Origin of the sequence: Vibrio sp. YT-16, assembly GCF_033337405.1 — a bacterium.
In the GTDB taxonomy this organism is placed as follows: Bacteria; Pseudomonadota; Gammaproteobacteria; order Enterobacterales; family Vibrionaceae; genus Vibrio; species Vibrio alginolyticus.
Genome location: NZ_JAWOQQ010000003.1, coordinates 500,590 through 522,528 on the forward strand (window position 1 = coordinate 500,590; position 21,939 = coordinate 522,528).

Annotated in this window: 19 protein-coding genes; 6 read left to right on the top strand and 13 right to left on the bottom strand. The window is 43.9% G+C overall.

Annotated features, from left to right (window positions below; genetic code table 11):
* Positions 1-2 precede the first annotated feature (2 nt).
* The 6 genes from R7F07_RS08340 to malK all read right to left on the bottom strand — a co-directional run bounded on the left by R7F07_RS08340 (position 3) and on the right by malK (position 7,687).
* Entirely contained in the window at positions 3-812 is an 810-nt protein-coding gene (locus tag R7F07_RS08340; protein ID WP_005375261.1) for a putative capsular polysaccharide synthesis family protein, read from the bottom strand.
* Complete coding sequence (locus R7F07_RS08345; protein WP_171342490.1) at positions 790-2,970, bottom strand: GumC family protein; 2,181 nt, start codon at positions 2,968-2,970, stop codon at positions 790-792. The genes R7F07_RS08340 and R7F07_RS08345 overlap by 23 nt, the downstream gene beginning before the upstream one ends.
* Positions 2,971-2,985: 15 nt before the next feature.
* Complete coding sequence (locus R7F07_RS08350; protein WP_171342491.1) at positions 2,986-3,519, bottom strand: polysaccharide biosynthesis/export family protein; 534 nt, start codon at positions 3,517-3,519, stop codon at positions 2,986-2,988.
* Between the two features lie 12 nt (positions 3,520-3,531).
* Positions 3,532-4,737, bottom strand: a complete 1,206-nt coding sequence (locus tag R7F07_RS08355) for an outer membrane beta-barrel protein (RefSeq protein ID WP_171342492.1) — start codon at positions 4,735-4,737, stop codon at positions 3,532-3,534.
* A 10-nt stretch (positions 4,738-4,747) separates the two neighbouring features.
* Positions 4,748-6,148, bottom strand: coding sequence for an undecaprenyl-phosphate glucose phosphotransferase (locus tag R7F07_RS08360; RefSeq protein ID WP_054728732.1), 1,401 nt, complete (start codon positions 6,146-6,148; stop codon positions 4,748-4,750).
* Between the two features lie 420 nt (positions 6,149-6,568).
* Positions 6,569-7,687 carry a maltose/maltodextrin ABC transporter ATP-binding protein MalK gene (malK, locus tag R7F07_RS08365; RefSeq protein ID WP_005375271.1) on the bottom strand — a complete coding sequence of 373 codons (1,119 nt, stop codon included), beginning with the start codon at positions 7,685-7,687 and terminating at the stop codon, positions 6,569-6,571.
* 672 nt (positions 7,688-8,359) lie between these two features.
* Between malK and malE the strand changes: the two genes are divergently transcribed.
* The 3 genes from malE to malG all read left to right on the top strand — a co-directional run bounded on the left by malE (position 8,360) and on the right by malG (position 12,095).
* Positions 8,360-9,538, top strand: a complete 1,179-nt coding sequence (malE, locus tag R7F07_RS08370; protein WP_005375272.1) for a maltose/maltodextrin ABC transporter substrate-binding protein MalE — start codon at positions 8,360-8,362, stop codon at positions 9,536-9,538.
* A gap of 79 nt (positions 9,539-9,617) precedes the next feature.
* Positions 9,618-11,192 (top strand): maltose ABC transporter permease MalF, encoded by a 1,575-nt coding sequence (gene malF / locus R7F07_RS08375; RefSeq protein ID WP_005375273.1) that lies wholly within the window; start codon positions 9,618-9,620, stop codon positions 11,190-11,192.
* Between the two features lie 12 nt (positions 11,193-11,204).
* Positions 11,205-12,095, top strand: coding sequence for a maltose ABC transporter permease MalG (gene malG, locus R7F07_RS08380; protein WP_005375275.1), 891 nt, complete (start codon positions 11,205-11,207; stop codon positions 12,093-12,095).
* 367 nt (positions 12,096-12,462) lie between these two features.
* On the opposite strand, the gene R7F07_RS08385 is transcribed toward malG, so the two are convergent.
* The 3 genes from R7F07_RS08385 to R7F07_RS08395 all read right to left on the bottom strand — a co-directional run bounded on the left by R7F07_RS08385 (position 12,463) and on the right by R7F07_RS08395 (position 14,416).
* Positions 12,463-12,708, bottom strand: coding sequence for a hypothetical protein (locus R7F07_RS08385; RefSeq protein ID WP_005375277.1), 246 nt, complete (start codon positions 12,706-12,708; stop codon positions 12,463-12,465).
* A gap of 171 nt (positions 12,709-12,879) precedes the next feature.
* Positions 12,880-13,365, bottom strand: coding sequence for an acyl-CoA thioesterase (locus R7F07_RS08390; protein WP_054728738.1), 486 nt, complete (start codon positions 13,363-13,365; stop codon positions 12,880-12,882).
* Between the two features lie 145 nt (positions 13,366-13,510).
* A complete protein-coding gene (locus R7F07_RS08395; RefSeq protein ID WP_054574462.1) occupies positions 13,511-14,416 on the bottom strand; it encodes a DMT family transporter in 906 nt (301 codons plus the stop codon).
* Positions 14,417-14,514: 98 nt separating this feature from the next.
* On the opposite strand from R7F07_RS08395, the gene R7F07_RS08400 reads away from it, so the two are divergent.
* Positions 14,515-15,303 (top strand): AraC family transcriptional regulator, encoded by a 789-nt coding sequence (locus R7F07_RS08400; protein ID WP_005385013.1) that lies wholly within the window; start codon positions 14,515-14,517, stop codon positions 15,301-15,303.
* On the opposite strand, the gene R7F07_RS08405 is transcribed toward R7F07_RS08400, so the two are convergent.
* Positions 15,298-16,215 carry a M14 family metallocarboxypeptidase gene (locus R7F07_RS08405; RefSeq protein WP_171342493.1) on the bottom strand — a complete coding sequence of 306 codons (918 nt, stop codon included), beginning with the start codon at positions 16,213-16,215 and terminating at the stop codon, positions 15,298-15,300. The genes R7F07_RS08400 and R7F07_RS08405 overlap by 6 nt on opposite strands.
* A gap of 172 nt (positions 16,216-16,387) precedes the next feature.
* Between R7F07_RS08405 and R7F07_RS08410 the strand changes: the two genes are divergently transcribed.
* Entirely contained in the window at positions 16,388-17,293 is a 906-nt protein-coding gene (locus tag R7F07_RS08410) for a DUF808 domain-containing protein (RefSeq protein WP_017821242.1), read from the top strand.
* 95 nt (positions 17,294-17,388) lie between these two features.
* Here R7F07_RS08410 and pyrC read toward each other — a convergent pair whose 3' ends face one another.
* Both pyrC and R7F07_RS08420 read right to left on the bottom strand, forming a co-directional pair.
* Entirely contained in the window at positions 17,389-18,417 is a 1,029-nt protein-coding gene (gene pyrC, locus R7F07_RS08415) for a dihydroorotase (protein ID WP_005385019.1), read from the bottom strand.
* Between the two features lie 155 nt (positions 18,418-18,572).
* Positions 18,573-18,737: a YqaE/Pmp3 family membrane protein gene (locus tag R7F07_RS08420; protein WP_005375297.1), complete on the bottom strand. Its 165-nt coding sequence runs from the start codon at positions 18,735-18,737 to the stop codon at positions 18,573-18,575.
* 267 nt (positions 18,738-19,004) lie between these two features.
* Between R7F07_RS08420 and R7F07_RS08425 the strand changes: the two genes are divergently transcribed.
* On the top strand, positions 19,005-20,822 hold the full coding sequence (locus tag R7F07_RS08425) for a hybrid-cluster NAD(P)-dependent oxidoreductase (protein ID WP_171342494.1): 1,818 nt from the start codon (positions 19,005-19,007) through the stop codon (positions 20,820-20,822).
* A 100-nt stretch (positions 20,823-20,922) separates the two neighbouring features.
* Here the strand turns inward: R7F07_RS08425 and nadE are convergent, their stop codons facing one another.
* A complete protein-coding gene (gene nadE / locus R7F07_RS08430) occupies positions 20,923-21,753 on the bottom strand; it encodes an ammonia-dependent NAD(+) synthetase (RefSeq protein ID WP_005375299.1) in 831 nt (276 codons plus the stop codon).
* Positions 21,754-21,939: the final 186 nt, after the last annotated feature.

A 21,939-nucleotide genomic window follows, 5' to 3' on the forward strand; every position in this document is an offset into this window, starting at 1 on the left:
GATTAATTGGTCAGATATTGCTGTTTAAGGTCGGTGATTTCTGCATTTGAGAAAAAGTGCTTCGTCAATTTAGAATTCAGCATTTCTTCAACGTACTCGGGTGTAGGTTGAAATTGCGTTTTGAATTCTTTCATTAGTGGCGAGTACCATTTGTTGTCTGATTGATTTTCATAAACAACATCCACGGGGTAACCTAAAAAGTCTTCAACTGCGGAGTTAGCCTTCGTTAGCTTGTCACTTCGAATTACCAACAGTGAGAAGTTATTGTTATGGTATGTTTGATAGCCTACTTCGTGATTAAAAGACTCGTTAAACACATCAATCCCTGTTAGTTGTTTGATCTCGTTGTCAAACCACTGCAGCGCATATTGATGATTCATGTGCTTATCAAATGCTTCTTGGAGTAATTGCGGTCGTTCGGTACGTATTGCGCTGTCATCCTTTAGATATTTGTCCGCCATCCAAAAAGGAAGTGCTTGAAAGAACATTGAGACATTTCGTCCGATCGGTTCACGCACCAGCGAGATAATTCGAACTTTTTTCTTACGCTTTAACATGTGGCTCATTGTTATGCGCTTTAGTCGTCGCTTTAACGCATTGATCTGAGGCTTATGCAATTGCGCTCTAACAGGGGATATTTGTTTTTGCGCATCGACAGTCATAAGGTCGTGCAAGTGAATCGAGTTAGGAATGGAATGCTCTAATGCACTCGAACCTACTTTGCCCATTTGATAGATCAATACCGGCTGTTCTTGGCTTTTCAACGTTTGGTACCAAGATAGGTTTACGTTAGTAGGCGTATTTCTGGACATAAAGCGTCTCTCCTTCCTTGGCCTTGGCTTGTGTGATTAAGACGCCAAGAGATGGAACTGAGTGTTGTATTTGTTTAGATAACGCAAGGTTAACCAGTGATGATTTTGTCGATTCTGAGCGAATGACGGTAATCAGACCATTGGCATACTGACCAAGAATAAGTGCGTCACTCACTGACAGTAGGGGCGGTGTATCGATAATGATCCGGTCATACTTATTTTGAAAATGTTCGAGCAACTTTTTAAAGCGATCAGAAGCCAATAATTCCTGTGGGTTTGGCGGAATTAGGCCGGCCGGTAATACATCTAAGTTGGCTTCTTTTATATGTGTAACACAATCTTTGATTGGCGTATCCATCGTCAGGATATGCGTTAAGCCAGGGCTTGATTCAGCAATACCGAATCGCTTTGCGATGGAAGGTCGACGTAAATCGCAGTCGATGATCAACACCTTTTCCATTTTTGAAAACGACACCGCCATATTGATACTGGTTGATGTTTTTCCTTCTTCTGGAATAGCAGAGGTAAAGGGCAATATCTTTTGCTTCGTGTTGGTTAATCTGAGCAGAAGCGAGGTTCTGACTGAGCGGCAAGCTTCACTAAATAGCTTTTCTTCATCATCTAAATACGCGGTATAACTGACGCCGTTTTTACGCAAATTGCGTTTTTTGACCATAGGAATCACACCTAAACACGTAACACCAAGTTTTTCCTGCACATCGGCTGTGCTTCGGATAACTTCTCGCATCGTTTCTAAGATGATGACCAGAGCGCAAGCAATGGCAAAGCCAAAAAAGGTGGCAATCAGTACCAGTTTGATTCGTTGTGGTGCCACCGGGAACAGAGGAATGATGGCTTTATCAGTAAAGCGAGCCGTGACATTCTTGTAGTCGCTGGTGGCGTTGGTCTCTTTCTCACGATTTAAGAACGCTTCATAGAGTGCCTTATTAGATTCAACCTCGCGTTTTAACTGTTCGTAACGCGCTTTTTGTGACCCTAACGATTGGAAGTCTGACTTTTTGTTATCGAGTTCTGCTCGAAGCATGTCCTCTTGCGCTTTTGCAGCAAGAAGGTCTTGTTGCTTACTGAAGGAAATGTCACGGATGAGTTGCTGGGTTCTTGATTGAATTTCAGCAAGCTGTGCTTTCGCCTGAATCATTCGATCATGTTTAGGTCCGTAGCGCTGTGCCAGTTCAGAGAGATTTTTGGCTGCCTGTGCTTCCGACAATTTTAGATCGCGGATTTGCGCTTGATTAGCGAATTCATCAATTGACAACAAGCTGTCTAAACTTTGCGAAGATTTACGTCGTAACAGTTGGATTAACGTCTGCGCTTCAATACGCTTATTAACAGCGATATTCAGCTTGCGAGTGAGTTCTTCTAGCTCATTTGCGTAAATTTCATCAATACCGTTTATATCGATCAACCCTTCTTTTAACAAGAATTCTTGCAGCGCTTGCTCCGAGTTACGTAATCGCTCCTCCAATTTTTGAGAGTTATTTGTCAACCAAGTAGCCGCATTTTGTGTAACGACCAATTTGGCTTCAAAATTTGCGTCAATATAGGCTTGGCCGACCGCGTTGGCGATTGTCGTAGCAAGCTTAGGATCGGTAGAACGAAAGCGAATTCTGACTAATTGGGTGTTACGTACTGGCTCAATATCGAGTTTACTTCTGAAAGCTTGAAGTGCCTGATAATAGGACTCTGAAAACTGGGCGGTTTCTTTTGGGCTTGGTGCCACATTCAGTAGGTCTTGAACAAAAGGAATCGACTTTATTTGGTCGATTTTTTTATTTAACCCCCCTGAGCTTGTGAATTCAGGTAATTGGGTAAGGTTCAGCTCTCTAATGACCTTATCTGCAATATGATTCGATTTTAAAATGGCGATTTGCGTTTGAAAGTACTCTTTTTTTGTCGTGTCGACGCCATATACTTCCTCGATTGAAAGGGCGCTTTTTTGCTCCTCTTGGATGAGTAGCGTAGCTGTAGCTTGGTATATCGATGCTTTGGAGTAGATATACCAAGTACAAGTTAATGAGAACAGAAGCGTGAATGCTGCGATGCTTAGCCAATTCTTTTTAATCGCTTTGAAGTGATGGCCAAAACGAATCAGTTCTACTTTGTTCATCTGGAGATTATTTGGATGAGTCCCGTTCATTTGATTCCCTGTCACTTAAAAGAAGCTCTGGTCAATAAATACAATGTCACCAGGTTCAACGTTGCGGTGCATACTGACCTCCTCCATCGTTTGACCTGTTTTATGCTTGGTGAGGTTAATGCCTTTGCGTGAGGCTCTGTCGGTCAAGCCACCTGCTAGAGCGATGGCCTTCTCTATGGTTAACCCTGGACGGTACTCAAATCCACCAGGTTTCCTGACTTCTCCATTAACGTAAAACAGACGAAAGTTATTGATGGTGACCATCACTTTTGGATTGATGAGATAATCGCCTTTTAAGCCCGTTTCTATTTCGTACTTGAGTTGTTTTGGTGTTTTTTTGATTGCTTTAATTCGGCCAAGGTAGGGGTAATCAAAGTAGCCATCTGACGTTATTAGAATATTTTTAATCGTAAGATCTTCTTCACCATAGACCTGCACGGAAATGGTATCGCCAGTATCGAGTAAGTAATCTTCCTCGTTTGAGTCAGCGTTGACCAAAGTGCTAAATAGCAACAACGCTACACTCATGAATTTGATGAATGCCTTCATTAATAATCCTTTTTACAGAGAAAACTGTGCGCTTAAAGTCCAAATATTTTGTTCGAAGCTATAATCCGATCGGCTAGAGTTTTTATCTTGGTATTGCCAATCGGCTTGCAGCTGTATCCAACGTTTGATCTGATAATCGATACCAAAAGATAGAGTGTACCGATCGTCGTTTCTGGAGATTCCCGTGTAATCATCTTGTTGATAAACAGCACCTAAGCGAGTTGCAAGGTAACTATTCCAATCGTGCTTCAGGTTCAGTCGGTAACGAGTTTGTAGGTTGTAATCGCCATCTTGATCGGGGTTAACCGCCGCTTGAGTGGTTTTCACGCTGACTAGAGTTTGTTCTTGAGGCAACCATTCAAAGCCGATATCCCAACTAAAGCCTTTAAATGTCTCTCGTTGAGCGCTGTCAAAATCTTTGATTTGATAACCGAGTCGAGCGATGCCTTTGGTTTTTCCTGTGACTTCCCATTCGGCACCGGTGTAATAGAAACTGGTGTTGTTATCTTTCGATGGCTGCGCAGAATTTCGGTGCTGATACTCGGTTACGATTTGGGTTGTTCCGACTAACCAATAGGTTCTTGGCGTCGCTCTTAAATAGAACTCCAAATGTGCATTGGGAGCTCGAAAATCGTTGTATTTAGTTTTAGCGTTTGGGCGACCAGGCAAGCCGTCACGATAGTTTTGATAGGTTTTATCACTATAGCCTAAACCGAATTCGAGTCTGCCTTTGGCACCGTTAGATCCAAAGACATAATTGGTTTTTACATCGTTACGGTTGAACTCTATTGGTGAGTCGATTGCGCTACCATTACCTTCGGTAATATCTTCTCCTCGAACTTCATGCTGGGCGCGAAAACGGTAATCAACCACTAAACGATGACGATGATTAAATTCGAAAAAGTTGGAAAACTGAAAAGTGTGGTCGTCGAAGTCGTTGCGATCGTCAGATGAAAAGCCCGCTTTTAACTTATATAAAATATCTGCGCGATAGCGATTCCGTTCTATACGTGCTAGTAAGCTTGGTTCTATACCCCAAATATTGACCGATTCTACATTGCCGGATTTTTCCGCTTTATTGATGTTGTCATCTCCCTCGTAGAAAGTTTTTACGAGGGGAATCAACTCTATACCAGACTCGGTTTGGTAAGCCATCGGTTCTGCGAGCAAGTCAGTAGAAAACAGACTCAATGCTATTGCCATTGTCAGTTTCTTCATAATCTTAACCTTAGTAAGCGTTAGCACCAGTGAAGCCTTTGAAAACGGTCATAAAGATGATTTTGATGTCCATCCAAACCGACCAGTGGTGGATGTAATCCAAATCAAACTCGACTCTCTTTTCCATTTTTTCTAAGGTGTCTGTTTCGCCGCGATAGCCATTAATTTGCGCCCAGCCAGTAATGCCTGGTTTTACTTTGTGACGTAGCATGTATCGGTCAACAATCTGGCGATACTCTTCATTGTGCGCCACGGCATGAGGGCGTGGACCAACAATAGACATGGTCCCTTGCAGGACATTGATAAATTGAGGCAGTTCGTCCAAAGAGGTGCGACGCAGAAATCCGCCAAAAGGCGTAATACGAGGATCGTTCTTTGTCGCCTGTTTCACGTTGGAACCTTGATCCATGGTTGTCATTGAACGGAACTTCCAGACTTCAATCTTGCGTCCATCAAGACCGTACCGATGTTGTTTAAAGATGACAGGGCCTTTAGACGTTGCCTTAATGACAATCGCAATGACGAATAGAATAGGGGCGATTAAGACCAAAATAATGCTCGAAAACAAGATGTCTTCAAACCGTTTTACCCAAGAAGAAATTCCAGCAAAAGGTGTATCAAAGACACTTAGTGTTTGAACTTGGCCGATCTGCGCCCAACGAGAATGTAAAAGGTTATAAGTGAAGAAGTCGGGAATCAGATACGTATTTGCGGTGGTATCTGAGAATTGGTTAAGAAGTGACGCAATGCGCTCTTTTGCGTGCATTGGCATCGCGATATAGACGTAATCTACTTCCCCTTTTTTAGCTCGCTCAAGGGCGTGGTCAACAGCTCCTTTAATAGGATAATCAGAATTTGGCAATCTGTCGGAAGATCGCTCGTCGTAAAAGCCATCAAAAAGCACACCGTGTTCTGTGTGGTTTTGAATTTCGTTAGCTAGGGTAATACCGTGAGGAGTTTGGCCGATGATGATCGCAGTGCGAGTGTTGAATCCTTTTTTTCTCAAATAGGCTAATCCGGTACGGAATGTTACTCGCCATGCTAAGAGCAGAGCGGGCGTAATCGCAAACCACAGCGCTAAAATTGTGTTATCAAATAAGGTATGGACTTCAGAAAAATACAGCACAATAAAGATAAGTGCAGAAGTCACCGCCCAAGCAACACAGACAATAAACATCTGCTCTTTAAACGAACTGGTTCGCCAAGAGCGATACAGATTGCCGCTTTCTGCCATAAATAGAAAGGAGATGCCTCCAACGAAAGCCAATATGACGTAATCTTTCCCCATCGCAGTATTCATGTCTTTGAACACTAAAAGCAGCATAAAAGAGACGATGACAGCAAGATCTGAGATGCGATATAAAAAAGCGAACTCCATCTCATGAGAGCGGATAAGTCCTTTTTGTTTCATGACTCAGTTTCCCTTCTGACACGCTACCGCCCTTGGGTGTCTTCCCCAATTGCCGTGTCGTGAACGTTATTAGTAGTTAGTGCACAGAGCATTCTGTGGAATGCTGCTGAGTTTTTTGTCACGTGTAATTTCGTTGATAAGTGTAAAAATTTGCTTTGTTGAGGTAAGTGGAAATAAGAATGATATTTAGCCCTTTGGCTAAGTTTGGCGGGTTAGGAAAAAGCTGGTACTTACTTATGAGGAATGAGGAAAAGTATTAAAAATGAAGTATCAGTACAAAGACAATGGTTTATGTGAGGGTAGAAGAAACGGGTGATTTGATTCGTTAACGATTAATGATTTAGTATCGAATTGCTGATATTTATTAAGATAAAAAAATCCCTCTCACTTGAGAGGGATTTTTGAGTAAGGACGAATGAACTATTCGACTTCTACGCCGTTTTCTTTGTATAGGCGGCGGCATGCGCGACCATCACTGTGGAACAGGTGACAACGATGAGCTGGAATACCGATCTCGATTTTATCGCCAGTGTCGACTGCAAGCGTGTCCGGCTGACGGAAAATAACGTCGGCGTCCGCGCCTTCTAGATTTAGGTATACTTGAGTTTCGTTACCTAGCTTCTCAACAATCATCACTTCACCGTGAATACTTGCATCAGCTTCAGAAGCGGATAATAGGTGCTCAGGGCGAATGCCTAAAGACATTCGGTCGCCGCGGTTAACTGTTGTACCATCCACCGGAATCCAGAAAGATACGCCGTTAGATAGTTGAACTTTGACGCGCTCTGCTTCTACTTCATCAATGAACACGCTCATGAAGTTCATTTTCGGAGAACCGATAAAGCCAGCTACAAAGCGGTTTTGTGGGTAATGGTAAAGTTCAAGCGGCTTACCAACTTGCGATACATAACCGCCGTCTAGTACAACGATTTTATCTGCCATTGTCATCGCTTCTACCTGATCGTGCGTTACGTAGATCATGGTACAACCAAGTTGGCGTTGTAGCTTAGTAATTTGTGCACGCATGTTTACACGCAGTGCCGCATCCAAGTTTGATAGTGGCTCGTCTAGAAGGAATACATTTGGCTGCGATACTAATGTTCGGCCAATCGCCACACGTTGACGCTGTCCACCAGAAAGTGCTTTTGGTTGGCGCTCAAGCAAGTGGCCTAGTTGTAGGATTTCTGCTGCTTGTTCAACACGCTTGTCGATTTCTGCTTTGTCTGCTTTTGCTAGTTTCAAGCCAAATGACATGTTGTCATATAAGTTAAGGTGCGGGTAAAGAGCGTAAGACTGGAATACCATACCAACACCACGTTTGGATGGTTCGACGTCATTCATGCGCTGGTCACCAATATACAAATCACCTGAAGTAATGTCTTCAAGACCGGCAATACAACGTAAAAGGGTAGATTTACCACAACCTGATGGACCTACGAAAACAACAAATTCACCTTCGTTGATTGTTAGGTCTACGTTCTTAGAAATCAGTACGTCGCCATACGCTTTACAAACATTTTTTAACGTGACACTCGCCATGTAGCTCGTCCTCGATCAATTTTTTATTATTCACCGCTCATCATTATATGAATTATCTAGCGAGCAGTAACAGTAGGAATCGGTAAGTTCTTGCGGTTGGTAAGAAAAGTAGGGTAGCACTTCAATAAAATGTCCTGAATAGAAGTGCTACCCATCATAGCCAAGTACGAGTTTCTCTCCCCCACATTATTCGTATTGTCTCCCCCGTGAAATAATTACCACAAACAACACTAATAATGACATTCCACTCGTCTGGCAATGCAAAACCAGCAAATCTTTTTCCTAATACGTAGGCACTGCTGGGAAAGGGTTCTTACCATCCACTCTTGGATGACTGCAGTTTCTAAGATTGTTCGTAGTGCGACATCCTCCTAATAGAAATAATTGTAGGGGGAGTAGAAAGGGAGGAGTAAAAAAGGAGGAGGAAGAAAGCAGTTGGTCGGAAATCACATTATTGCACCACCTAAAGTTGAAACCGATCACAGGAACTATCCATTTTGTGATTTGAGTCTCTTACCCTTGGCGATTTAGATCACGAAAATACGTCATAATTGTAAGGGCGTAGGGATTAGGAGGATGAGACATATTGGATTATTTCAGATGATATATGTCGAAATACGGCTGAACCTCAATGGACTAGCCCTACATCAAAAATATAAAAAGGATACGAACATGAAAAAGTTAAGCGCTGTAGCACTAGGTACTCTTGTTGCTTTGGGTTCTTTTGGTGCTAATGCTGCCATCGAAGAAGGACAACTTACTATCTGGATCAACGGTGATAAAGGCTACAACGGCCTTGCTGAAGTTGGTAAGAAATTTGAAGAAGACACAGGCATTAAAGTGACTGTGGCTCACCCAGATGGCCTTCAAGACAAATTCCCTCAAACTGCAGCGACTGGCGACGGTCCTGATATCGTATTCTGGGCTCACGACCGTTTCGGTGGTTACGCAGAAGCTGGCCTGCTAGCAGAAATTAAACCTTCTAAGAATATTCAAGAAGGTATCGTTGATTTCGCTTGGGATGCAGTACGTTACGACGGCAAATTGATCGGCTATCCAGTTGCGGTTGAGTCTCTATCTCTAATCTACAACAAAGACCTAGTTCCAAACCCACCAAAGTCTTGGGAAGAGGTTGCAGCATTAGATGCAAAACTTAAAAAAGACGGCAAGTCTGCAATCATGTGGAACCTAAAAGAACCGTACTTCACTTGGCCATTAATGGCGGCTGATGGCGGCTACGCGTTCAAATACACTTCTGAAGGTTACGATGTTAAAGACGCTGGTATCGCGAAAGAAGGTGTTAAAGACGCAATGAGCTTCGTAAAAGGCTTAGTTGATAAAGGCGTAATCTCTGCGGATATGGATTACTCCGTGTCTGAGTCTGCGTTCAACCAAGGCAAAACAGCGATGACGATTAACGGTCCATGGTCTTGGGGCAACATTGAGAAGTCTGGCGTTAACTACGGCGTGACTACGCTACCTAAGTTCCAAGGTCAATCTTCTAAGCCATTCGTTGGTGTTCTAACGGCTGGTATCAGCACTGCGTCTCCAAACAAAGACCTAGCAGTTGAGTTCATTGAGAACTACCTACTAACAAACGATGGCCTACGTATGGTTAACAACGATAAGCCTCTAGGTGCGGTAGCACTTAACTCGTTCCAACGTGAGCTTGATTCAGATACTCGTATCGCAGCAACAATGGACAATGCGATGAACGGCGAAATCATGCCAAATATCCCTCAAATGAACGCATTCTGGGGTGCGGCTAAGAACGCAATCATCAACGTAGTTGACGGTCGTCAAACTGTCGATGCAGCTCTTGCAGATGCAGAAAAACAAATGACTAAATAATTAAGTAAGACCTTTTTAAGGAGGAGGCAACTCCTCCTTACTTTTCTATATTTATTCTATATTCGCTAGCAGGTTCCCTATGCAGTCAGTTCAAGGTACAAATGCTATGACAGCACCAGAAGCCAGCCTTCCGAGCAGCAAAAAAGTGTTCATGAAATGGTCACTTTTAGGCACAGTCGGCATCATCAATGGCTACGCAACAATCCTTATGTATTCTCGCGGTGAGATTGCGTTTGCACTACTTACGCTCATTCTTACCGCTTTAGCGTTGTTCATCTTTGGTAGCAAAAAGACGTACGCACACCGTTACATCTACCCTGGTATAGCAGGGATGATCCTTTTCATTCTTTTTCCTTTGGCGTACACCATAGGTTTGGCGTTTACCAACTATAGCGCGAAAAACCAACTCTCTTTTGATCGCGCTCAGAACGTACTTTTGGACCGAACTTACCAAAGTGGTGATAGCTACCCGTTCACTTTGTATAAAACGGAGCAAGGCCATCAACTTGTGGTTGAAAAAGATGGTGAGCTACTTGCAAGCCCGACTTTTCAGCTTGATAACCTTTCAGCATCGGAGTTTGATCTTTCACCAATTGAAGAAGTAACGGGTGAAAAAGAATCAATCAAGGCGATTGTTAAGAACCGCAGTGCGTTGAGCAGTGTCGATTTACATTTGCCAAGTGGTGATGATATCCGCATGAGTGGGCTGCGCAAATTTGCTGCAGTTGTGCCTTTGTACACATTACAAGAAGATGGTGAAACGCTTTACAACAACCGGACTGAAGAAACGCTACGTCCAAATATGGAAGTAGGTTACTACCAGCCTGTCGATGAAAACGGTCAATTTGTTGGCAGCACAGTGTCACCAGGTTTCGTGGTGAACATTGGTACCCACAACTTTGAGCGTGTTTGGAAAGATGATGGTATCAAAGAGCCGTTTATCAGTATCTTTATCTGGACCATTGTTTTCTCTGCGCTAACCGTATTATTTACGCTTGTTATTGGTCTTGTCCTTGCCAGTGTGGTTCAGTGGGAAGCACTTAAAGGTCGCTCAGTTTACCGTTTGTTGCTAATCCTGCCTTATGCAGTTCCGGCGTTTATTTCTATCTTGATCTTTAAAGGTTTGTTTAACCAAAGCTTTGGTGAGATCAACATGTTGTTGGAAGGCTTATTCGGCATTAGCCCGGCTTGGTTCTCTGATCCGTTCATGGCGAAAACCATGATCTTAATTGTTAACACTTGGCTTGGTTTCCCTTACATGATGATTTTGTGTATGGGCTTACTAAAAGCGATTCCAGACGATTTATATGAAGCATCAGCAATTGATGGTGCGAACTTTGTCACGAACTTCACACGTATCACACTACCAATGATGTTGAAGCCGTTAACACCATTGTTGATCGCGAGTTTTGCATTTAACTTCAACAACTTCGTACTTATCCAGTTGTTGACAGGCGGTGGTCCAAACATGATTGGTACATCAGAGCCTGCGGGTTACACCGACCTGCTAGTAAGTTACACCTACCGAATCGCATTCGAAGGTGCTGGTGGTCAAGACTTCGGTCTAGCAAGTGCAGTAGCAACGCTTATCTTCCTATTGGTTGGCGCATTGGCACTTATCAACCTACGCGTAACTAAAGTAGCTCAGGACTAAGGAGAAATTACAATGGCAATGGTACAAGGTAAGTCATTAAAATATCGTGTTTGGGCTACTCATATTGCAATGTGGGCATTCTTGGCACTGATTATTTTCCCTTTACTGATGATCATCGCGATTTCATTCCGTGAAGGTAACTTTGCAACGGGTAGCCTGATCCCAGACAACCCAACACTTGATCACTGGAAATTGGCATTAGGTTTCTCGGTGACTAATCCAGACGGTACAGTTACACCGCCACCATTCCCAGTAATGACATGGCTGTGGAACTCTGTAAAAGTGGGTGGTATTTCTGCAATCCTAATCGTGGCGCTATCAACCACATCGGCTTACGCGTTTGCTCGTATGAAGTTCAAAGGTAAGAACACCATTCTTAAAGCGATGATGATCTTCCAGATGTTCCCTGCGGTGTTGGCACTGGTTGCTCTGTACGCGTTGTTCGACAAACTGGGTCAGTACATTCCTTTCCTTGGCCTGAACACGCATGGCGGTCTGATCTTCGCTTACTTAGGTGGTATCGCACTGCACGTTTGGACCATTAAAGGCTACTTCGAAAGTATTGACTCGTCTCTAGAAGAAGCGGCGGCTCTTGATGGTGCTACACCATGGCAAGCATTCCGTTTGGTATTGCTGCCACTGTCTGTGCCAATCCTAGCGGTAGTCTTCATCTTGTCGTTCATCATGGTAATTGGTGAAGTTCCTGTAGCGTCACTACTGCTTTCTGATGTAGACTCGTACACACTTGCAGTGGGTATGCAGCAATACCTATATCCACAAAACTACTTGTGGGGTGACTTTGCCGCAGCTGCTGTACTTTCAGCAGTGCCAATCACTGCCGTATTCTTACTTGCGCAGCGCTGGTTGGTTGGTGGTCTAACCGCTGGTGGTGTGAAAGGATAATCTCTTGTGGTCTGAGATTGATAAGAATAACTAGAAAAGGGCGACCACATGGTCGCCCTTATACTTAGCACGGATATTACAATTTTGGTTTGGCCGCCGATCAGTAATATCTTGGCTTTTATTGGCGTTACGCATAGCTGGCTGTTAGCTTAGTTCCTTACGATTCAATCACTAACAGTTTTTGTAACCATAACCTGAGTTTAGACTCAGGTTTTTTTATGCCTGTTAAAGGCAATTTTGCAATAAGTAGATAGAGATTAGCGGCTTTGCAATGGATTACACAGGGCTTGAATAATGCCCTGCGTAGCACTTCACATAAATAACTAGAGCTTAGTAAAAAGCTAAATTGAGGTAGGGAAGGAAGAGATTAAAACTCTCGGCTGGAAGGTGCGCATCCAACGTATTGAAGCAGCGTGTACAAACTTTCTTGCTGCAGTGCGACGCGACGAAATAAATTAGCAAAGGTAACGTCACCGCCAAAGCAAGTTTGAATGTAATGATTAATTTCTGTTTCGTTATACCCCTCGACGTACATGGTTCTCACCCACTGGTACTCGACCGCTTTTAAATTGGTCAACGTCTCTTCACTTAAGGTCGTTTCTTTTAGTCTCAAGATCCAAACTCTATCCAACTCTAAAATAATGGATGGATTTAAGCAAAGCTAGGTGAAGGATTTATGACAGAGAAGGGCGAGCGTGAAACAAATGGCGAAACCATGATGTTGCTCCACACTCTGGGTCTAGGTAACGTTGAGGTACTTAATAGCGTTCTTAACGGATGCCAGTTACTTGAGATATTTAACGTGTGCTTCCATTTCTTCCCCAATCTCTTTACGCATGTTCATAAGACGGATAGCGGATTGCTCTAAGGCTTTGTCTTCACCTGACTCTGGAATCCATTTCGGTACATCGGTTGGTTTTCCGTTTTCATCTACAGCAACCATGATAACGATACAGTGAGTGGTGAGTCTGTTTTTCATTTGCTTTGGATCACTGGCTTGCACGTCAATCGCAATGTGCATTGAGCTTCGTCCGGTATAAATGACTTTCGCGCTAACTTCGACTAAGTTGCCGACATGAATCGGCGCAACAAACCGAATGCCGCCAGCATATGCGGTAATGCAATATTTACCACTCCACGCTGCAGAGCAGGCGTACGCTGCCAAGTCGATCCATTTCATTACGGCGCCGCCGTGCACTTTTCCGCCAAAATTTACGTCGCTGGGTTCTGCTAAAAAGCGAAGGGTAATGTCTCTTTGACCACTGCTCATCTGTCTTTCCTTGATGGGTTATTGTTTTCCCAATTTAGCAGCAAGATGAATTTTCGGGAATAGCGAATGAAACAAAATTTTAACTTTTATTCGAACGCTGGAAGTGACAAGCCACAGCGTAGTTCTGTGGCTTGGGGTGTAGATGTTAATTGGCGGTAGAGGCAATCTCAGAATTGGATAATGGTTTTCTCTGTCTTACTTTTACTTGCGACAGGATAACGCCAGAGATGACTAACAACCCACCAATAATGTGGTAAGCGTAAATTTTCTCACCAATTAGTGTTGAAGCAAGTATGACGGAAACCACAGGCATTAGGTTCATGAACATAGCACTTGAATCAGCACCAATTGAATCAATCGCTTTGACCCACATCAGCGGCGCGAAAATGGAAGCAGCAATACCAGCATAAGCGATTAATGGTAGCGCATCTTGGCTTGGTAACAGTTGCTCACTAGAGAGCCAAAGTGGTGTGAGCATCAAAACAGAAAAGAAGCCCTGCATGTAAACCAGAGTTAAACTACTGAATGGCATTTTCCAGCGTTTTAGCAGAACACAATAAGCCGCGTATACCATGGCAGCAACGAGCATTAAGCTGTCACCTTGCGTTAAGTCTTGATGTAAAAAGTAAGTGATATCACCGTGACCAAGCATAAATGCCAAGCCGCCGAGCGAAATGACACCACCGACGATACTTAACATTGATATAGATTTACCGAGCAATGGGACACTTAAAAACACACTGATCAAAGGAACTAAAGAGGTGATCAGGGCCATATTAGAGGCCGTTGTTGTTAAACCGGCATAGTATCCAAGTGACTGGTTGAGAACCATACCAAGTAACGCAAGAAACGCCAACTTAGCTAAGTAAGGTCGAATAATGTGTCGTTGTTTGATGATTGCAGGCAGGCAAAATGGCGTTAGGAGTACCATTGCGACAAACCAACGGTAGAAACTCATCGCACTTGGTTCAATGGCGCTCGCAGCCATCTTGTTCACAATTGAGTTACCACCCCAAATCATAACGGTGAAAAACGGAAGTAAATAAATCATGAGAACCCTATAGCACAATTATTGATGGCGCTAGTCTGGCAGGTCTTTATAATAAAAAGTATCTCTTAAAAGACATCGTAAGCGATAGGAAGACAATTTTGAAAAAGAGCGCCAGAAATCTTCACCCCTCCTTATCAATCGATCGTGCGCCATCAGATGTATTTATGAATTTCGAAGCGTTTCTCTCTAATACAGAAACACGAATTCATAGCCACCCTTGGGGGCAAGTGCAACTGATCAGCGGTGGGATTCTGGAGATGGATGCAGAAGACACAAGATTTCTAGCACCTCCACATCTTGCTATTTGGGTTCCCGCCGGAATTCGTCACACTAGCTACAACCGTAAGCCAATCGAATATTGTTCTTTGAACATTGCCCCTGAATTGACAGCGCATTTTCCTACCAAAACGAGCTTGATCAAAGTGACTCCAATCGTGTCATCTATTATTGAGGACTTTCGTCAGCGAGACATTAACGTGGCGCAAACTGATGAAGACAAGCGCTTGGTACAAGTGTTATTGGACCAGCTTGCAAAGCAAGAAGTCGAACATCACTTTTTACCGACTACCGACAATAAGTATCTTGAACCGATTTTAAAAGCAGTAGAAGAATCGCCGACGGATGAGATCAGTTTGGCGGAGTGGGCGGCAAAAGTGCATACCACAGAACGCACGTTAGCGAGACATTGCCAGAGTGAATTAGGAATGAGCTTTACTGAGTGGCGCTTACGTGTACGTTATTTGCATTCTATGGAGTTGCTGCGTAAAGGGCAGACCGTAAAAGAAGTCGCTCTGACGTTAGGTTATAACCAAGCTAGCCCTTTTATCGCGATGTTCAAGAAATACTCCGGCATGACACCGGAGCAATACAAGAATCGATTGTTATAGCTGAGCGATTATGTAATTCAAACCACCCACCACGGCTGCAACCTGTGCATCGTTACATTCTTCGTCGGTCACCGTTGGGCTGTCTGGGTACACTTCCGTTGTCGTGCCGTAAACGCAATTTGTTACGCCGCCACACAGGCCCAGTTTTACCATTGGGTAGTTGATAACGCCAAACTGTACGACGGGTGAACCAATGATTTCGCCGTTTTCATCTGCTGGTGCAATGTGAGTCACTTTTGCAACTGACTCAATGACCGCTTTTTGGAAGTCAGGCTGAGGGTTTTCACTATCTCCCACCGTGTAAAAGCCATCTGGGATCATACCTTCAATGTACTCAATACCATCACGAGCAGCTAAGGCTGGACGGAACTCAGTTTCGTCAGAATCTGTCGTTTCATGTAGATCAATGTGCATTGACACATCGCCTAAAGTTGCAACGAGCTTCATGAGGTTAGCGGACTCTTCGGCAGGGCTATCCTTATAGAAAGAGCGGTTTGGATCAATCGCGTTTGGATTCCAGCGGTTGATCACCTCGTAACCCCAAGGGCTTACGCAGGGTGCAACGACAATATTGAAATGCTCTGCATAGCGCTCTGCTTCTGTTTCTACAAACTTTAATGCGCCATGTACACCGCTGGTTTCGTAACCGTGCACGCCGCCTGTGACCAACACAGCAGGTTTAGTTGAATCCCAATTGCGTGTTTTGATACAAAACAGAGGGAAGCGTGCCTCGTTGTATGAGAGCGCACCATATTGTTCAACATCAAAACGCTCGCGTAGGGCATCGATTTTACTGACGACTTCATCTTGGTAGCTACGTTTTACTTCTTGCGTTGCTAACCAAGCTTTACGTTCTTCTTCGTTCCAAGGTTGGCCAGGAGTACCGATCGGGTAAATGTATCCACTTTTCATCTATACTTTTTCTTTTGACTGCTGAAAGGTATCACAAGACTAGACCTGTCTTATCTTTACGGCAATATAAAACACCATTTGGGGTGGTATTCTTTGCAAAATCATCACTTTGATGAGTGATTCATTGGTGTTACATTTTGTTACTTACTCAATTTCATATAAGAGACAAAAAATGGCTGGAGCAAGTTTACTCACACTGTTGGACGATATTGCCACGGTGCTTGATGATGTCGCCTTAATGTCAAAAATGGCGGCAAAGAAAACCGCAGGTGTATTGGGAGATGATCTAGCGTTAAACGCTCAACAAGTGTCTGGTGTTGCATCTGAGCGAGAGATTCCAGTGGTTTGGGCGGTTGCAAAAGGCTCATTCAAAAATAAATTGATTTTAGTTCCTTCAGCTTTACTTATTAGCGCGATTATTCCATGGCTTATTATGCCATTATTGCTAATTGGCGGCTTATTTCTCTGCTTTGAAGGGGCAGAGAAAGTACTTGAGAAAGTGTTTCCTCACTCGCATCCGCACGAAGAAAAAGAGGAGCTAGTTAATACTGGCGAGTCGATAGAAGAGTATGAAAAGCGTAAAGTTTCTGGTGCGATTCGAACAGACTTTATCCTTTCAGCAGAGATCATCGTGATTGCGTTAGGTACCGTGACAGGAGCCAGTCTTGTTACGCAAATTTTAGTTGTCAGTTTAATTGCAGTGATTATGACGGTTGGAGTTTATGGACTAGTCGCTGGGATTGTGAAGCTAGATGATTTAGGCCTTTACCTTGAAAGTCGCTCAAACGGTAAAGGTTGGGTAGCGAAAGTCGGAGGGGCCTTGGTCGCTTTTGCACCAAAGTTGATGAAGTTGTTAACCATTGTAGGAACTGCTGCGATGTTTTTGGTGGGTGGAGGAATTGTGGTGCACAACGTGCCAGCCATTCATCACTTTGTAGAGCCGATTATTATGAACTTTAGTGGTCATTCGGTTGCTACAGCCATTTTGCCTATTTTACTGAACGGTATTATCGGCTTTGTGGCGGGGTTGGTTGTGGTTGCGGTATGGACGATGGTTGAAAAGCTTCGTGGTCAATAATCACATCTAAAACATGAGACGATAATAACAAGGGTCATGACTTCTTTTTACAAAAAGCATGACCCTGTTTTATGGGTGAAACGTCAGTAAAGTACTTACTTCACTTTCCACTCGATCTGTTCATTTGCTCGAATAGGCACAACGATATCATTGCCAAATGGCATCGTTTCTGGCACATCCCAAGCGGATTTTTCTAACGTTACTGTATCTGTGTTACGTGCAATGCCGTAAAAATCAGGACCGTTGAAGCTTGCGAAAGCTTCCAAGTTTTCCAACTTGCCTTCTTTTTCGAAGACTTCTGCATAAAGCTCTAGCGCAGCGTGTGCAGTGTAAGAACCAGCACAACCGCAAGCCGATTCTTTTGCCCCTTTCGCATGTGGCGCTGAGTCTGTACCTAGGAAAAACTTCTTGCTACCACTAGTTGCTGCTTCGATCAGCGCTTGCTGGTGGGTTCCGCGCTTAAGAATTGGCAAACAGTAGAAATGAGGTTTAATACCACCCACAAGCATGTGGTTACGGTTGAAAAGAAGGTGGTGGGCAGTGATGGTAGCCGCTACGTTGTCTGAGGCATTGTTAACGAAGTTTGCTGCGTCGGCGGTGGTGATATGTTCTAGTACGATTTTAAGATTAGGGAAATCATTGACGATAGGAGCGAGGACGGTATCAAGGAATTCTTTTTCTCGGTCGAATATATCAACATCGTGATGTGTTACCTCCCCATGAACCAAAAGTAACATTCCTACTTCTTCCATTGCTTCTAAAACGTGATAAATGTTTTTCGCATTGGTCACACCGGAATCTGAGTTTGTTGTGGCGCCAGCAGGATAGAGCTTGGCAGCAACAATGTGTCCGGTTGCTTTAGCCTTACGTATTTCGTCTGGTGTCGTGTTATCTGTAAGGTAAAGCGCCATTAAAGGCTCAAACTGTTCGCCATGTTGCTCTTTGAGAATTCGGTCACGGTAGGCTAGGGCGAGCTCAGTTGTAGTAACAGGTGGGACGGTATTTGGCATAATCAGCGCACGGCCATTGTAGCGGCTGATGTCGCGAACGGTGTCTTTAAGAACTTCCCCATCGCGTAAGTGAACGTGCCAGTCGTCAGGACGAGTGATAGTCAGTGTTGTCATTAATTGCTCCCACCATTGAAAAGTTGTCTGATTGGAGCCTAAGCGCCGTATTTGCTTTTGAGCAAACGCTTGCGCTTAGGCGACAGGATGATAGAGGAATTGCCCTCATATTTCATCCCATTTTTCAATTTTATAAAGAGTGAGAGTGTAAGTGGTTACTTCATTGTTAACCAAAGCGCGTGGATCGTACCTGGTAGAAAGAAGAAACACGTCAATATTAGATTAATCAAAAAGTCCTTATTTAGACCTTTCTCCATAAACACCGCGACAGGCGGAAGAAAGATACATAACAAAATCAGAACCAGTTTTCTTGTATCCATAATTAAGCTCCAAATCGATAAATGGGAGTAGTGATAACTTGGGTGAATTATGTGTGTCGTATCACACTTTATCAAACGGTATTTGGTCAGAACGGTGTTAAAAAACGCGAATATTGAGTGTAGTAAATACTTGTCACTAAAACCAAATTTATAAGAATATGGTTTCGAGAAAGTTGAAATGGATGAAGAGGCAGCAGACTCTGCAACTTAATGTGATTTGAGTATACAATACCGCAACAAATAAAAAACACCCGTAGGAAGAAGGCTATGTCGCAACCCGTTTTATCCCAAATTAATGTTTTTCCGGTTAAGTCAGTTGGCGGATTATCGCTGTCGTCCGTATGGGTTGAGAAGCAAGGATTGAGCTTCGATCGTCGCTTTATGATTGCGAAAGCTGATGGCTCGATGATCACTGCGCGAAAGTATCCGCAAATGGTAACCATTAAGTCTGCCTTATTGTCCGATGGAGTGGTGTTTAGTAGTTTGGGTATGGAGCCACTTAAAATCCGTTACCAAGATTTCAAAATGCAGGAGACACCTGCAACGGTTTGGAAAGATACGTTTACTGCCTATACCACGACAGATGATGCAGATGACTGGTTTAGTCGTGTTTTGGGGCAGCGCGTTGAGTTGTTGTTTAGTGGTGAGCAATCGAATCGTGTCCGTGAAAAGCTAGGTCAAAACGTCAGTTTTGCTGATGGTTATCCGGTTTTAGTGATCAGCCAAGCTTCACTTGATGAGCTGAACCGAAGAAGTTCAGAACTACACTCAATGGATCAGTTTCGTACTAACTTAGTTGTCTCTGATACTAAACCATTTGAAGAAGATTCATGGAAGCGCATACGAATCGGTGAGGTAGAGTTTGAGTCTCTCAAACCTTGCGAGCGCTGTATCCTGACTACGGTGAATACCCAAAGAGGCACATTCCGTGAGAGCAAAGAGCCGCTCAAAACCTTGCAACAGTTCCGTGCAAACGATGTCGGTGGTGTGTTCTTTGGCCAGAATCTTGTCGCGCGAAATGAAGGCATTATTCGTCAAGGCGATAAAGTTGAAGTATTGGAGTACAAAGAGCCGGAGTTTTACGCAGATAACTCGCCAGTGCGCATGAAGCTTACATGTGTTGAGCGTGAAGAAATTGCCCAAGACTTTGTGACCTTATGGTTAGAGCCAAACAAAGGTTCGTTGCCTAATTACTTGCCAGGACAACACCTGCCAATAGAGGTGAATATTGATGGTAAGAAAGTGGGTCGACGCTATACCTTATCATCCAGTCCTTCTCGCCCGGGTCGTTATGCTATTTCTGTAAAGCGTATCGCGGGTGGAAGAGTCTCTAACTCACTCTTAGACAACTTACAAGTCGGTGATGTTTTAGAGGCAGAACAACCTGACGGTCAGTTCCACCTTAAAGCGCATGAAGCGCAGCCTCTGCTGTTACTCTCTGCGGGTAGCGGAGTAACACCAATGTTATCAATGGTGCGTTACTTAGCGGATCACAATCAGTTGGATAATGTGGTTTTCTACCATCAATGTCGCACCGAGAATGATATTCCTTGTCGCTCAGAGTTGGAGCAGTTAAAGCGTGAGCACCCAGGGCTAGAAGTAAAAGTCTGTTTAACGCAACCTGCTGTTGATTGGTTTGGTTTGAAAGGGCGTTTAAGTTTGTCACACATTAAGCAAATCAAAGATGTTGAACAGCGGCAGGTGTTTGTGTGTGGTCCTGATGGTTTTATGGAGAAAGCGAAAAATCTCCTGCTAAGAAAAGGGCTGCCAGAGGAAAACTACCATCAAGAAGCGTTTGGAGTTTCTTCTCTTACGTCAAAGCCAGAGAAAAGTCTCGCTATTGACTTTAATGGAACTAAAGTCGTAGGCAACAACCAAAAAACGTTGTTAGATCAGCTCGAGGATGCTGGGAAGGTTGTTAGCAATAGCTGTCGTGCTGGCTTATGCGGCGCGTGTAAGGTTCAGCTTACGTCGGGTCAAGTACATCATCCGGACGTGCCCGCGTTGACTGATGAGGAACGTGCAATGGGAACCGTATTGGCGTGTTGTGCTGTGCCAGAGACGGACGTAACAGTAACCAACTAGGCGAGAACGTCTTTGTCCTTCGACAAAAACTGTTCCTAGACAAAAAAACGCTGCTATTTTTAGCAGCGTTTTGAGTTTTAAAGAGAGCTGAAAATATCGCTTAGTCGTAAATCGTCGGGATTGGCTGGCGTTTGTGCTGCGTTGCTTTGTAAATCGCTACCAGACGGTCACTCACTTGCTGTGGAACAGGTTTGCCCTCTAAGAAGTCGTCGATTTGCTCGTAAGTTAGGCTTAGGGCATCTTCATCTGCTTTTTGTGGAGCAAGCTCTTCTAAGTCTGCTGTTGGCACTTTCTTAACTAGTTGCTCAGGTGCACCCAATGTAGCAGCTACTTCACGAACTTGGCGCTTACTTAATCCGAACAATGGTGCCATGTCACAAGCGCCATCACCAAATTTAGTGTAGAAACCAGTGATGTTTTCTGCTGAGTGATCAGTACCAAGAACAAGGCCGCCTACGTAGCCCGCGATCTCGTATTGAGCAACCATGCGAGCACGCGCTTTTACATTGCCTTTTACGAAGTCGACTTTTGCTGCATCAGTTGGTAGAAGATCTGTGCCTTCTAATGCAACGTGAGAAGCCGAATGAAGCCCGTCAACACCTGCTTTGATGTTCACCGATACAGAATGGGTTGGCTGGATAAAAGACAGAGCGAGCTGAGCCTCATCTTCATCTTTTTGCTCCCCATAAGGCAGGCGAACTGCGATAAATTGGTAGCTATTGTTGCCCGCTTCTTCGTTCAGCTGGTCTACAGCCAACTGAGCTAAACGACCACATGTCGTTGAGTCAACGCCACCGCTGATGCCAAGAACAAGAGACTTACAGCCCGCTTCTTGCAATTTACGCTTAATAAAAGCGACACGGCGTTCAATTTCAAAATGCGGATCAATTGAAGGGAGTACGCGCATTTCGTCACGGATGGATTGTTCCATTTAGGGTTCCTTTTCCTGCAAATATTTCAGACTCTAAAGCACATTTGCTCAAATGGTGATAAACCATACAGTTGAGGCTCATTAAACGCGACTTTAGGGTCAAAAGCTGTAAAGATTAGTAGTATCATACCGAAATCATCAGATTAGAAAACTCTCTTCAACCAGGTAATCACCGGATATGAAAAA